Source organism: Polaromonas sp. P3_B4 (assembly GCF_056402835.1).
Genome location: NZ_JBFUGQ010000001.1, coordinates 3,443,674 through 3,457,358 on the forward strand (window position 1 = coordinate 3,443,674; position 13,685 = coordinate 3,457,358).

At 62.8% G+C, this 13,685-nt stretch carries 9 protein-coding genes; 6 read left to right on the forward strand and 3 right to left on the reverse strand.

The genetic code is table 11. The features are described 5' to 3' along the window. Positions 1–81 precede the first annotated feature (81 nt). Together uvrA and AC1DVV_RS16365 are read left to right on the forward strand one after the other, a co-directional pair. On the forward strand, positions 82–3,120 hold the full coding sequence (gene uvrA, locus AC1DVV_RS16360) for an excinuclease ABC subunit UvrA (protein WP_477707213.1): 3,039 nt from the start codon (positions 82–84) through the stop codon (positions 3,118–3,120). Between the two features lie 65 nt (positions 3,121–3,185). Then, positions 3,186–4,115, forward strand: a complete 930-nt coding sequence (locus AC1DVV_RS16365) for a DMT family transporter (protein ID WP_477701525.1) — start codon at positions 3,186–3,188, stop codon at positions 4,113–4,115. Here the strand turns inward: AC1DVV_RS16365 and AC1DVV_RS16370 are convergent. Beyond that, on the reverse strand, positions 4,105–5,547 hold the full coding sequence (locus tag AC1DVV_RS16370; RefSeq protein WP_457281547.1) for an MFS transporter: 1,443 nt from the start codon (positions 5,545–5,547) through the stop codon (positions 4,105–4,107). The two genes, AC1DVV_RS16365 and AC1DVV_RS16370, sit on opposite strands and share 11 nt — an antisense overlap. 157 nt (positions 5,548–5,704) lie before the next feature. Between AC1DVV_RS16370 and AC1DVV_RS16375 the strand changes: the two genes are divergently transcribed. Then, the gene (locus tag AC1DVV_RS16375; RefSeq protein WP_457281660.1) at positions 5,705–6,607 is read left to right on the forward strand and encodes a LysR family transcriptional regulator; all 903 of its coding nucleotides are present in this window, start codon (positions 5,705–5,707) and stop codon (positions 6,605–6,607) included. Between the two features lie 639 nt (positions 6,608–7,246). Here AC1DVV_RS16375 and AC1DVV_RS16380 read toward each other — a convergent pair. Next, positions 7,247–10,246 carry an L-glutamate gamma-semialdehyde dehydrogenase gene (locus tag AC1DVV_RS16380; protein ID WP_457281548.1) on the reverse strand — a complete coding sequence of 1,000 codons (3,000 nt, stop codon included), beginning with the start codon at positions 10,244–10,246 and terminating at the stop codon, positions 7,247–7,249. Between the two features lie 109 nt (positions 10,247–10,355). On the opposite strand from AC1DVV_RS16380, the gene AC1DVV_RS16385 reads away from it, so the two are divergent. The 3 genes from AC1DVV_RS16385 to AC1DVV_RS16395 all read left to right on the forward strand — a co-directional run bounded on the left by AC1DVV_RS16385 (position 10,356) and on the right by AC1DVV_RS16395 (position 12,821). Beyond that, positions 10,356–10,835, forward strand: a complete 480-nt coding sequence (locus AC1DVV_RS16385) for an Lrp/AsnC ligand binding domain-containing protein (protein WP_457281549.1) — start codon at positions 10,356–10,358, stop codon at positions 10,833–10,835. A 197-nt stretch (positions 10,836–11,032) separates the two neighbouring features. Beyond that, entirely contained in the window at positions 11,033–12,175 is a 1,143-nt protein-coding gene (locus AC1DVV_RS16390) for an ABC transporter substrate-binding protein (protein ID WP_457281550.1), read from the forward strand. Positions 12,176–12,254: 79 nt separating this feature from the next. Beyond that, positions 12,255–12,821, forward strand: coding sequence for a DUF3617 domain-containing protein (locus AC1DVV_RS16395; protein WP_457281551.1), 567 nt, complete (start codon positions 12,255–12,257; stop codon positions 12,819–12,821). A gap of 112 nt (positions 12,822–12,933) precedes the next feature. On the opposite strand, the gene AC1DVV_RS16400 is transcribed toward AC1DVV_RS16395, so the two are convergent. Beyond that, the gene (locus AC1DVV_RS16400) at positions 12,934–13,653 is read right to left on the reverse strand and encodes a YggS family pyridoxal phosphate-dependent enzyme (protein ID WP_457281552.1); all 720 of its coding nucleotides are present in this window, start codon (positions 13,651–13,653) and stop codon (positions 12,934–12,936) included. Positions 13,654–13,685 lie beyond the last annotated feature (32 nt).

Sequence of the window (13,685 nt, forward strand, 5' to 3'; positions counted from 1 at the left end):
CAGCCCGTGGCTTGCCCAACCGGCTATTGTGCTTGAAACGGTGCTTCGGTCTATGATGGAGAGTTTTGCGGCTGCCACATCTTGAACTCTCCTGACGACAGCAAATACCTTGCCAAAGTGCTCGCGGCCCAGCGGATCAGCATCCGCGGCGCGCGCACGCACAACCTTAAAAATATCGATCTCGACATTCCGCGCAACCAGCTGGTGGTGATTACCGGCTTGAGCGGTTCGGGCAAGTCGTCTCTCGCCTTTGACACGCTGTACGCCGAAGGCCAGCGCCGCTACGTTGAGAGCCTCTCCACCTATGCGCGGCAGTTCCTGCAGCTCATGGACAAGCCCGACGTAGACATGATCGAAGGCCTGTCGCCCGCGATCTCCATCGAGCAGAAAGCCACCTCGCACAACCCGCGCTCCACCGTGGGTACGGTGACTGAAATTCACGATTACCTGCGCCTGCTGTTTGCGCGGGCCGGCACGCCCTATTGCCCTAACCATGACCTGCCGCTGCAGGCCCAAAGCGTCAGCGAAATGGTCGACACGGTGCTGGCGCTGCCCGAAGACACCAAGCTGATGATCCTGGCGCCGGTGGCGCGCGACCGCAAGGGCGAATTTGTGGACGTATTTGCCGAGATGCAGTCGCAAGGCTATGTGCGCTTTCGCGTCGACGGCACGGCCTATGAGCTTGACGACCTGCCCAAGCTCAAGAAAACCGAAAAACACAACATCGATGTGGTGATTGACCGCATCAAGGTGCGCGCAGACCTGCAGCAACGCCTGGCCGAAAGCTTTGAGGCCGCACTGCGCCTGGCCGACGGCAAAGCGATTGCCATGGAAATGGACACCGGCAAAGAGCACCTCTTCAGCGCGAAGTTTTCCTGCCCTGTCTGCGACTATTCACTGAGCGAAATGGAGCCGCGGCTCTTCTCTTTCAACTCGCCCGTCGGCGCCTGCCCCACCTGTGACGGCCTGGGTCATATGGAATTTTTCGACCCGGCACGCGTGGTGGCCTTCCCGTCGCTGAGCCTGGCCAGCGGCGCCGTCAAGGGCTGGGACCGGCGCAATGGCTACTACTTCTCGATGCTGGAAAGCCTGGCAAAGCACTACAAATTCGACATCGACGCTGCCTTTGAGAACCTGCCCGACACCGTGCGGCAGGTTGTCCTGTATGGCTCGGGCGAGGAAGAAATCAAGTTCAGCTATGTGATGGATTCGGGCAACTTTGCCGGCAAGAAGATCGCCAAGAAGCATCCCTTCGAAGGCGTCATCACCAACTTCGAGCGTCGTTACCGCGAAACCGATTCCGCCGCCGTGCGCGAAGAACTGTCCCGCTATCGCAGCGTGCAGCCCTGCCCTGACTGCGAAGGCACGCGCCTGCGTACCGAGGCGCGCCACGTGTACCTGGTGAGCGCGCCTGAAGACGGCGTTGACGCATCGGTGCCCGATGGCAGCAAGCCTGGGCGCAAGGCGATCTATGAAATCAGCCACTCAACGTTGCGCGAGAGTTTCGAGTATTTCAACGCGCTGAAGATGCAGGGTGCCAAGGCCGAAATTGCGGCCAAGGTAGTGCGCGAGATCGGCCTGCGCCTGAAGTTCCTCAACGACGTGGGGCTCAATTACCTCAGCCTGGACCGCAGCGCCGAGACACTGTCGGGTGGCGAGTCCCAGCGCATACGCCTGGCCTCGCAGATCGGTTCGGGCCTGACCGGCGTGATGTATGTGCTCGACGAACCCAGCATCGGCCTGCACCAGCGCGACAACGACCGCCTGATCGGCACGCTCAAGCATTTGCGCGACATCGGCAACAGCGTGCTGGTGGTCGAGCACGACGAAGACATGATCCGCGCGGCCGACCATGTGATCGACATGGGACCGGGCGCCGGCATCCACGGCGGGCGCGTGATGGCGCAAGGCACATTTGACGAAGTCAAGAATAACCCCGACTCGCTCACGGGCCAGTACCTGGCGCAAACGCTGAAGATCGCGGTGCCCAAACGCCGCACACCCTGGCTGCCGACGGTCAAAGCTGTAGAAGCTGCAGAGAAAAAGAAAGCCTCGCGCTTTCCGCAAAGTCCGGCCGCCGAACGCCGCGCAGCGCGCGAGGCCGTGCACCAGGCCACGCTGGGCGACATGCAGGCCTTGCGCGTCATCAACGCCACCGGCCACAACCTCAAAGGCGTGAGCGTCGAATTCCCGGTGGGCCTGCTCACCTGCGTGACCGGCGTATCGGGGTCGGGCAAATCGACGCTGGTCAACGACACGCTGTATGCCGCCGTGGCGCGCACGCTGTACCGAGCCCATGAAGAGCCTGCGCCGCACGAAGCCATTGAAGGCATCGAGCATTTCGACAAGGTCATCAACGTTGACCAGTCGCCCATTGGCCGCACGCCGCGCAGCAACCCGGCCACCTACACCGGCCTTTTCACGCCGATCCGCGAGCTGATGGCCGAGATGAACACGGCGCGCGAACGCGGCTACGGCGCCGGAAGGTTCAGCTTCAACGTGGCCGGCGGCCGCTGCGAAGCTTGCCAGGGTGACGGCGTGGTGAAGGTCGAAATGCACTTCCTGCCCGACGTGTATGTGCCCTGCGATGTCTGCAAAGGCATGCGCTACAACCGCGAAACACTGGAAGTGCAGTACAAGGGCAAGAACATCGCACAGATCCTGGACCTGACCGTCGAGGTGGCCGCCGAGTTCTTCAAGGCCGTGCCCACCATTGCGCGCAAACTGCACACCCTGCTCGACGTGGGCCTTTCCTACATCAAGCTGGGCCAGGCCGCGACCACGCTCTCAGGCGGCGAGGCGCAGCGCGTGAAGCTCGCGCTGGAATTGAGCAAACGCGACACCGGCCGCACGCTGTACATCCTCGATGAACCGACGACCGGCCTGCACTTTGCCGACATCGACCTGCTGCTCAAGGTGCTGCACCAGCTGCGCGATGCGGGCAACACGATTGTGGTGATCGAACACAACCTGGACGTCATCAAGACGGCCGACTGGCTGATCGACATGGGACCGGAGGGTGGTGCCGGCGGCGGCACGGTGGTGGGTGTCGGCACACCGGAGGACATCGCTGCCAATGCGGCCAGCCATACCGGACGGTACCTGGCGCGCCTGCTCTGAGTTTCCCTGCCACGTCCGGGTGCCTGCCGCGCCCGGACGCGGCCTTCTTTTCACGGGATCCCGGTTTGAACAGCTCCACCTTTTTCACCCGGCGCAAAGTGGTTTTTCTCCTGGCCTCACTGTGCTGCCTGCTCTGGGGCAGCGCCTACCCGGCCATCAAGAACGGCTATGCGCTGTTTCATATTGCGGCCAACGACATTCCCTCCAAGCTGGTGTTTGCGGGCTGGCGCTTTATTTTTGCCGGCCTGGTGCTGCTGGTGTTCGCGGCCCTCAGCAAAAAGCCGGTGTTTCAGCTGGGCCGCCGCACCTTCGGCCAGGTGACGGTGGTGGGACTCACGCAGACCAGCCTGCAATATGTGTTCTTCTACATCGGCCTGGCGTACGCCACCGGCGTGAAGAGCTCGATCATGAATGCAACGGGCACCTTCTTCAGCGTGCTGCTGGCGCATTACATCTACAAGAATGACCGTCTCAGCTTCAACAAGGTGCTGGGTTGTGTGGTGGGCTTCGCCGGCGTGATGGTGGTGAACTTCAGCGAAGGCCTGCTGGCCTTCGATTTCACGCTGCTCGGTGAAGGCTTTGTGGTGATCGCCGCCTTTGTGCTGTCGGCCGCCAGCATTTACGGCAAGAAGGTGTCGCAGCGCGTGGATTCGGTGGTGCTGACGGGCTGGCAACTGGCCATAGGCGGCCTGGCCCTGCTGCTGATCGGTGTTGCCACCGGCGGAACGCTGTCGGGCTTCACGCTCAAGTCCACTTTCCTGATGGTGTATCTGGTGGTGCTGTCGTCGGCCGCGTTTTCGCTGTGGACGATTTTGCTGAAGTACAACCGGGTCAGCATGATCACCGTGTTCAATTTCATGATACCGATTTTTGGGACACTGCTGTCGGCGGTGTTTCTGGATGAGCGCTTCCTGGAGTGGAAAAACGGCCTGGCCTTGTTGCTGGTTTGTTATGGAATCTGGCTGGTGACGAAGGAAGAGAAAGTTACCGGCTGAGCCTGGGTTTTACGCGCGAGCGGCCCCCGACAGCGATGGCGATTGCGATGACAACCAGCACCGTTGCAACCGCGAACGTGACCTGCATTCCGGTGGCAACAGCCCCGGCACCCGCGGTGGTGATGTCCGCCGCCGAGGCAAACGCGAACACGGTCCCCATCGCGGAGGCACCGGTCATGAGGCCCAGATTGCGCGACAGGTTGAGCATGCCGGAAATGACACCCCGCTGGTCCGCAGGAATGTCCGTCATGACCGCTGTGTTGTTGGCGGCCTGGAACAGCTGATATCCCGGGGTCAGGATGAAGATGGCGGCCACGTAGCCCGCGACACCGAACATCGCCGGAAGCGCGGCCAGCGCCGCTGCGCCGGTAGCCACGGCGATGAGTCCGATGATGGCCATGAACGGCGCCCCCAGGCGGTCCACCATGCGGCCAGCCGGAACGCCGCTCAATGCGGAAATGACGGGGCCTATCGACATGACGATGCCGACCAGCGCGGCGTTGAGGCCGAGGGCACGGGACAGGTAAAACGGGCCAATGACAAGCGTCGCCATCATCACGGTCGCAACGAGCGCGTTCATGCCGAGGCTTGCACTCAAGCCTGGAGCGCGGAACGTCGTGAGCCGGACCAGAGGGGATTTCGCTTCCGACTCGACGAGCACGAAAAAGCCGACGCCGATAACAGCCGCCAGCAGCAGCGCCATGTTGAGCGGACCGAAATGACCGCGCCCCGTTGTCATGGCCAAGGCGTAGGCTGCGAGCGTCAGGGCCAGCAGCAGTGTGCCCAGGTGATCAAAATGGGGGCGCTCCTTCTTCCCTTCCTTGCGGTCAGCAGGCAAGTAGCGACGCGCCAGGAAAAAAGTCAGGATGCCCAACGGTACGTTGATGAAGAATAGGGCCTGCCAGCCCGATACAGCAATCAGGACACCGCCCAGCGATGGACCCAGCGCGGTGCCGACCGCGGACATGGTGCCGAGCAACCCCATGGCACTGCCGGTTCTGGCCTTCGGAACCGCCTCGCCGACAAACGCCATGGTGAGCGCCATCATCACTGCCGCCCCCAGGCCTTGCACCGCCCGGGCGGCAACCAGCAGCCAGAGCGTGGGCGCGACACCGCACAGGACCGAGGCCAGCGAGAACAGGAAGATGCCGGCCAGCAGCAAGCGCCTTCGGCCCATCAGGTCCCCCAGCCGTCCGGCACTGACGATCAGGGCGGTGATGGACAGCAGGTAAGCTAGGACCACCCATTGCACTTCCTGAAAAGAGGCGTTGAACGCCTGAGCCAGCGCCGGCAAACCCACGTTGGCGATGCTGGTGCCGAGCGAGGACAGCAGCATGGACAGCGAAAGACTGGCCAGTACCCATCGGACAGACGGCGCCGGTTCCGCGTTGGCGTTTGTTGATGGGCGGGTGGGTGCAAGGGGAGTGGTCAAGGTAGTCCAGTGGGCAAGCGGTAAAGGGGTTGTGGCTCCCCGAAATGGAGCTCTCCGGGAGCGTAGTTTTTTACCTGGCATGGCGGAAGACGCACCATTTGCACTTTATGAGTGCGTTTAACGCCATGTCATGGCCAAATTGCGCTATGGTCGATGCATGGCTGCGCCCGATTTCAACCTTCTTGTCACCCTGGATGTGCTGCTCGCGGAAGGCAGCGTGGCGGGCGCAGCCCGGCGCCTGCGGCTGAGCCCGTCAGCGATGAGCCGGGCGCTGGCCCGATTGCGCGAAACGACCGGCGACCCGCTGCTGGTCAGGGCTGGGCGCGGTCTTGTTCCCACGCCGCGGGCCGTCGAACTCCGTGAGCGCGTCAGCCAGCTTGTGCAAGACGCAGAAGCGGTGCTGCGCCCCGCCAAAAAACTCAAGCTCAAACAGCTGGTCCGCACGTTCACGCTGCGCACTCGCGAAGGTTTTGTGGAGAACTTCGGGCCGGAGCTTATTGCACGCGTTGCGGATGAAGCACCCGGCGTGCGGCTGTGCTTCGTACAGAAGCTCGACAAGGACAGCACGCCGCTTCGCGACGGGACCGTCGACCTGGAAACAGGCGTTGTGGGAAAGACGGCGGCACCGGAGCTGCGCGTGCAGGCCTTGTTCCGGGACCGGTTCATCGGCGTCGTACGAATGGGACACCCGCTGGGCGAGGGCGAGGTCACGCCCGCCCGCTACGCCGCCGGCAGGCATATCGACGTCTCGCGGCGGGGCCAGGGCAAGGGGCCGGTGGATGAAGCCTTGCACCCGTTCGGGCTCGAAAGGGAAATCGCTACCATCGTCGGTGGTTTTGCGGCGGCACTGGCACTGGCCCGGGCTTCCGACCTGATCGCCACGGTTCCTGAACGGCACACCGGAAACCTGCGCGCCGGAATGCACAGTTTTGCGCTGCCGGTCTCCACGCCGGAGATCACGGTGTCGTTGCTCTGGCATCCGCGGCTGGATGCGGATCCGGGGCATCGGTGGCTGCGGGGTTGTGTTCGGGAGGTTTGTGCGGGGCGGCCCCTCGCCTGATCGAGCGTTGGTGATGTTGTGGCCGAGCCCTTTGCTGAGTGTTGCTGGCCGGGGGTTGCCCGGCATGCAAGTAACTTTCTTTTGCTTCGCCAAAAGAAAGTCACCAAAGAAAAGGCGACCCTGCTGTCTGCGTCCCCTGCGCTGCGCTCCGGGGCAACCTGCGGTGCTCGGTTCAGGCGGGGTCTCGCTCGAACTCGCTACGTTGCACTTCGCTCAGACAATCGCGATCCCTGATCCGCCTGACCCTGCGCTCCTCGGCGCAGACAGAAGGGGCAATCGGGAGCGGGGACTGAAGACAAATACCAACTCCAATACCAACAAGGACACGCCATGGCGTGTCCTTGTTTCTTCAGGTGTTCGGTATTCCTCTCCCACCCCCTTGTGTATGCGCCGAGGAGCGGAGGTCCAGACGGATCAGGGCAAAAACTTGTTTGAGCGAAGCGAGTTGTTTTTGACCCCGGCTGGACCGAGCACCGCAGGTTGCCCGCAGCGAAGCGAAGGGACGCAGGAACCAGGGTCGCCTTTCTTTTGCTTACTTTTCTTTGGCGAAGCAAAGAAAAGTGAGTCGCCTGCCGGGCGACCCCGGCCAACCACCCTCAGCAAAGAACCTCCCCCGTCGGAACAAACAGCGACCCGCCGTCAAGCCCCTCCAGCCAGGAGCGCCGCATTCCCTCCCGCCGCCGTCGTATTCACCGTCACAGCCTGCTCAGCACAAAAGCGATACAGGTAATGCGGTCCACCCGCTTTGGGACCCGTGCCGGACAGACCTTCACCACCAAAGGGTTGCACCCCGACCACCGCACCGATCATGTTGCGGTTCACATAAATATTGCCGACGTGGGCGCTGGCCGCGAGTGCCTGTGCGCGCGAGTCGATGCGGGTCTGGATACCGAGTGTGAGACCGTAGCCCAGCGCGTTGATCTGCTCGATCACGGCCTCCGGCGTGGCCAGCTCGCCACTGCCCCAGCGCACGATCTGCAGTACGGGGCCGAAGATTTCGTCTTTCACTTCGGCCAGGCTGCGCACCTCAAAGGCTGCGGGGGGAATGACATTTGCTATCGAATCAGGAGCTGCTTGCGCCCGTCTCTTATGGCTTACAAGCACTTTTGACGTTGAACCCAGGCGCTGAAGATGCTTCTGGATGTTGTCAAAGGCTTCGCGGTCAATCACCGGACCGACGTCCGTTGCCAGGTCAGCCGTCTCGCCCACGACAAGCTCCTGCGCGGCGCCCTTGATCATCTCGATCACGTGGTCGGCGATGCCTTCATGCACGCACAGCAGGCGCAGCGCCGAGCAACGCTGGCCGGCAGAGCGGAACGCGCTCTGCACCACCGCGTCGGCCACCTGCTCGGGCAGGGCCGTGCTGTCCACCAGCATGGCGTTGATGCCGCCGGTCTCGGCGATCAGCGGGACGATGGGGCCGTCTTTGGCAGCCAGCGCACGGTTGATGATCTTGGCAACCTGGGTGGAGCCGGTGAACACCACGCCGGCCACCTGCGGTGCCGCCACCAGCGCTGCGCCCACGGTTTCGCCGGCGCCGTGCGCCAGTTGCAGCGCCCCTTCGGGCACGCCGGCCTGGTGCAGCAACTTCACCGCCTCCCAGGCCACGCCGGGCGTTTGCTCGGCGGGTTTGGCCATCACGGCGTTGCCGGTGGCCAGCGCTGCCGCGACCTGGCCGGTGAAGATGGCCAGGGGGAAATTCCAGGGGCTGATGCAGACCCAGACGCCTCGTGCCGACAGGCGCAGCTCGTTGGTTTCACCGGTGGGGCCAGGCAGCGCGACTGGCTGCATGATGCGCTCGGCCTCATTGGCGTAGTAGCGCAGGAAGTCCACCGCCTCGCGCACTTCAGACACCGCATCGCCCCAGGTCTTGAAAGCCTCTTTCACCAGCAATGCGCAGAACTTCGGCATCTGCTGCTCCATCGCGGCGGCGGCACGGCGCAGGATGGCGGCACGCTCGGCAACGGGCACTTTGCTCCATTTTTGATAGCTGCTTGCGCCCGTCACTATTGCCCTGGTGGCCGATTTGACATCAAACTCTGGCACGACGGGCACCGGCGTGGTGGCCAACGCGGCCAGCAGCGGTGCGCGCATGCTCTCGACCGTGAGGTCCAGCCCCAGGCTGTTGGGTCGGCCCCGGCCGTACAGCGCGGGTGGCAGCGACAGCGACGATTCGGGCTCCAGCCGCATCGGTGAGGTCAGCAGCTCGCCCATGCCGACCGACTCGTCGGCCAGCTGGTGCACAAAGGACGAGTTGGCGCCGTTCTCCAGCAGGCGGCGCACCAGGTAAGCCAGCAGGTCGCGGTGGGCGCCCACGGGCGCGTACACGCGGCAGCTGATCAGCGGGTTCTTCAGCACCTCGCGGAACACGCCCTCACCCATGCCGTGCAGACGCTGCAGCTCGAAGGGAACTGCGTTGCGGGATGCCATCTGCAAAATCGCCGCGATAGTCGCCGCGTTGTGGCCGGCAAACTGCGGGTAGATCGCATCCGGCGCGGCCAGCAGGGCCTGCGCGCAGGCGAGGTACGACACATCGGTGTGGTGCTTGTGCGTGAACACCGGGTAGTGCGGCAGGCCCATCTCCTGTGCGCGCTTGATTTCCGAATCCCAGTAGGCTCCTTTAACCAGCCGGCACATCAGGCGCAGCCGGTATTTGCGGGCAATGGCAGCGATGTGCTCGATCAGCTCCAGAGCGCGGGTCTGGTAGGCCTGCATGGCCAGGCCAAAGCCCTGCCACTGAGGGTGGTGCTGGGCCACCAGCGCGGCCAAAGCCTCAAACACATCCAGCGACAGCTCCAGCCTGTCGACCTCTTCGGCGTCGATGGTGAGGTTGATATTGGCCCGGGCTGACAGCTCGCACAGCCCCCAGACGCGCGGCACCAGCTCGGCCATCACGCGTTCGCGCTGGGCATCTTCGTAGCGCGGGTGCAGCGCGCTGAGCTTGATGGATATACCGTCGTTTTGCTCGGTAGCGCCCACCGGACGAGCGCCAGCAGCTATTGATTTGATAGCGCCCGTGTAACTGGCGAGATAGCGCAACGCGTCGGCATCGGTACGCGCACCCTCGCCCAGCATGTCGTAGCTGAAACGCAGGTTGGGAATTTTTTTGCGGCTGTCATCGGCCTCGGCCATCGCATCGGCAATGGTTTGCCCGAGCACAAACTGCCGGCCGAGCAGTTGCACGGCACGCAAGGTCGCCGCCACCACCGTGCGCGCGCCCAGCTTGCTCATGATGTGGGGTTGGCCGCCTTCCGGCAGGAATTTCTTGGACATGGCGATGGCCGAGGCCGACAGCCGTGCCATCACTCCATCGCCAGCGCTGTCGAAATCAGCGCGGCCGAGCTGGTCAGCCGTCAGGGCAATCGCGGTTTCGGCGTCCGGCACACGCAGCAAAGCTTCGGCCAGCCGCATCAGGGCCAAGCCCTCCGCGCTGGAGATCGGGTATTCCTTGAGCAGGCTTTCCATGGCCCAGAACGGCGGCGGGTTGTCACGCACGGCTTGCACCCAGGGCTGGGCGGAGTGCGCCGCCGCCGCCCAGTCGAGCGCCCCGGCCAGGCGCTGCAGGTGCGCGGCCACGATGTCGGCTTCGGGGCGGTACGGGAAGGGCAGGCGCGGAGATGCAGGTTTCAAGTGATTCATGGAGGTTTTCACGGTAAATGGCGGTTATTCAGTCAATACGATGATGTTCTGTTGAATGTTGCTGAATTTCCCGCTAAATTTACGAATTTCACCGAATAATTCACTACGCATGTTTGAAGCCTCACCCGAAATTGACCGCATTGACCTGAAAATCCTGAATGTCCTGCAGCAGGACGGCCGGATTTCCAACCTCAAGCTCGCCGAGAGCGTGGCTCTGTCGCCCACGGCCGTGCTGGCCCGCGTGCAGCGTTTGAGCCGGGACGGCTACATCCTGGGTTACGAAGCCCTGCTCAACCCCCTCAAGCTGGGCGCCGGCATGATGGTGTTTGTCGAAGTGCTGCTGGACCGCACCACGCCCAATGTGTTTGAAGCCTTCAAGGCGGCGGTGCAGGTTCACCCTGAAATTTCCGAATGCCACATGGTGGCCGGCGGCTTTGACTACCTGCTCAAAACCCGCATGGCCGACATGGTGGCCTACCGCTCTTTTGCCGGCACCGTGCTGTGGCAGCTGCCGGGTGTGCGCGAAACCCGCACTTACGCGGTGATGGAAGAGGTGAAAAATACCACCCGGCTGGCGCTGGGGGTCTAGGCCGGGCATCTGCTGCCCGCCTGAAAAGGCCGCGTTAGCGGCACTTTTCTCACGGATTCCCGCTCAAATCCAGCCGCACCCGGACTAACCGCGTTGCCAAGCCGTGCGCATTGGACTACCTTGCAGTGCACATATGCAAGAAGTTGCATATGCAGATGGTGAAAAAACCATCACCACGAAAAAAACGGAGGACCCTGATGAAAAACAAGCCATGGTGGCGTTTGGGCGTGTTGGTGGGGGTGCTTGTCGCCGCAGCGGCGCAGTCGGCGGAAATCGGCGTGACGGATACCGAAATACGCGTCGGGCAATTCGCCGCCCAGACCGGCCCCGCCGCCGAGCTGGGCAAGCGCATGCAACTGGGCATATTGGCGCACTTCAATGCCGTCAACGCCGCCGGCGGCATCAACGGCCGCACCCTCAAACTGGTTTCGCGGGACGACGGTTATGAACCTGAAAAGGCCGCTGCCGCGGTCAAGGCCCTGATCGAAGAAGACAAGGTGTTCGCGCTGATCGGTTCGGTCGGCACACCCACCACCCTGGCTGCGGTGCCGGCCATCAATGCGGCAGGCATCCCGCTGGTGGGGCCGTTCACCGGCGCGCAGGGCCTGCGCGAGCCTTTCAACCGGAACCTGTTCCACGTGCGCGCCAGTTACTTTGACGAGACCGAGCGCATCGTGCAGCACCTGAGCACCGTCGGCATCACCAAAATCGCGGTCTTCTACCAGAACGACTCTTACGGCAAGGCCGGGCTGGAAGGCGTGATGCGGGCGCTGACCCGGCGCAACCTCAAGCCGGCTGCCAGCGTCACGGTTGAGCGCAACAGCGTGGATGTTGCCGCACCGCTGGCAGAAATACTCAAGGTCACGCCCGAGGCCGTGATCCAGATCAGCGCCTATAGGTCCTGCGCCGCGCTGATCCGGCAGGCACGGGCCAAGGCCTACGGCGGCCAGTTTTTCAACGTGAGTTTTGTCGGCTCGAAGGCGCTCGCTGAAGAGTTGGGCGACACCGGGGCGGGCGTGACGATTTCGCAGGTGATGCCCTTCCCTTACACACCCTCATCGGCCATCGTGCGTGAATACCAGCAACGCATGGCAGAGGGTGGCCACAAGGACTTTGACTTCTCCAGCATGGAAGGCTTTCTGGTGGCCAAGGTTTTTACCGAGGGCTTGCGCCGGGCCGCCGGCAAGAACCTGACCCGTGAGAGCCTGGTGACGGCGCTGGAGTCCATGCGGGACTACAACATGGGTGGCTTCACCGTGAATTACGGCCCCCAAAATCACGAGGGCTCCCGCTTCACCGACCTCACCATCATCGGGCGCGGCGGAAAATTCATGCGCTGACGGCACCCGAGCTTGCAAAACGGCCCATGCTGGCAATAATGCGGGCTCATCCCCTGTTTGCCATTCACCAGGAACACCCATGAAGCTTTCTACCCCCTTTCCAGCCGCCCTTGCTGTTGTCACGCTGGCCCTGTCCGCCGGGGTTTCTGCGCAGACCACCAAACCAGGCCTGTGGGAAATGACGAGCAAGATGCAATCAAGCTCCGGCGAGATGGAAAAAGCCATGGCCAACATGGAAAAGCAGCTGGCCAGCATGTCGCCCGAGCAGCGCAAGCAGATGCAGGACATGATGGGCAAACAGGGCATGTCCATGGGGCCCGGCGCCGGCGGTGGCATGAGCATGAAGATGTGCATCACCAAGGAAATGGCCGAGCGCAACGAAATGCCCCAGCAGCAGCAAGGCGACTGCAAAACCACCCAGTCGCCGCGCAGCGGCAACACCATCAAGATTTCTTATGTGTGCACCCAACCGCCCTCCAGCGGCGAAGGTGTGATGACCTTCAACGGCGACACCGCCTACACCATGAAGATGAACACCACGACCACCGTCAAAGGCAAGCCCGAGAAGATGACCATGGATGCTGCAGGCAAATGGCTGTCGGCTGATTGCGGCACGATCAAGCCGATCACTCCACCGAAGAAATAACCGAGGGAGATCTCTTCACCAGCAGGGGCCGAGGAACCGGCTTTGCCGGGCCTCAGGCGCAGCGGCCCCCTCGGGGGGCAGGGAGCTACACGAAGTGAGCGACCGTGGGGGCCTATCTCTTGCCGAAGATCGCAGTGCCTACGCGCACCATGGTGCTGCCCGAATGGATCGCCGCCTCCAGGTCGGCGGTCATGCCCATTGACAGCGTATCCATGGGTGCAGGCAACGCACCTGAAGCATTGATTTCGTCAAAAATGGCTTTTGTCCGCGCGTGGACAGCGCAAGCAGCTACAAAATCGATAGCAGGCTCCGGTATTGCCATCAAGCCGCGCAAGGTGAGGTTCGGCAGCTGCACAACCGCCTGCGCCAGCGCCAGGACATCCTCAGGCGCCACGCCCGACTTGTTGGCGCCGTCATCCACGTTGACCTGCAGGCAGATCTGGAGCGGCGGCAAACCGGGCGGCCGCTGCTCGCTCAGCCGCTGGGCGATTTTTAGGCGATCGACCGACTGCACCCAGTCAAAATGCTCAGCCACGAGACGGGTCTTGTTGCTCTGAACCGGGCCGATGCAATGCCACTCCAGCGCAATCGGAGTGCCCTGTGCCTGAGCGCCTTGCCAGGCGCGGAGGGCGACAATTTTCTCCACGCCCTCGGTGATGTAGTTCTCGCCGAAGGCGCGCTGCCCGTCCGACGCTGCGTCGATCACGGCGTCCGCACCGAAGGTTTTGGAGACCGCCAGCAGCCGTACGCTCGCCGGATTGCGCCCGGCAGCTACGCAGGCCGTGGTTATCCGGTCACGGACAAGCTGGAGATTGCGCACAATCGTGGTCATAATCGAACTGTAAACTTAGTTTGAAAACCATT

What these genes read in the sequence shown, in the direction of transcription:
- AC1DVV_RS16400 (WP_457281552.1), bottom strand. Translation starts at nt 13,653, where the DNA reads ATGACCACGATTGTGCGCAATCTCCAGCTTGTCCGTGACCGGATAACC.
- AC1DVV_RS16395 (WP_457281551.1), top strand. Translation starts at nt 12,255, where the DNA reads ATGAAGCTTTCTACCCCCTTTCCAGCCGCCCTTGCTGTTGTCACGCTG.
- AC1DVV_RS16380 (WP_457281548.1), bottom strand. Translation starts at nt 10,246, where the DNA reads ATGAATCACTTGAAACCTGCATCTCCGCGCCTGCCCTTCCCGTACCGC.
- AC1DVV_RS16375 (WP_457281660.1), top strand. Translation starts at nt 5,705, where the DNA reads ATGGCTGCGCCCGATTTCAACCTTCTTGTCACCCTGGATGTGCTGCTC.
- AC1DVV_RS16385 (WP_457281549.1), top strand. Translation starts at nt 10,356, where the DNA reads ATGTTTGAAGCCTCACCCGAAATTGACCGCATTGACCTGAAAATCCTG.
- AC1DVV_RS16390 (WP_457281550.1), top strand. Translation starts at nt 11,033, where the DNA reads ATGAAAAACAAGCCATGGTGGCGTTTGGGCGTGTTGGTGGGGGTGCTT.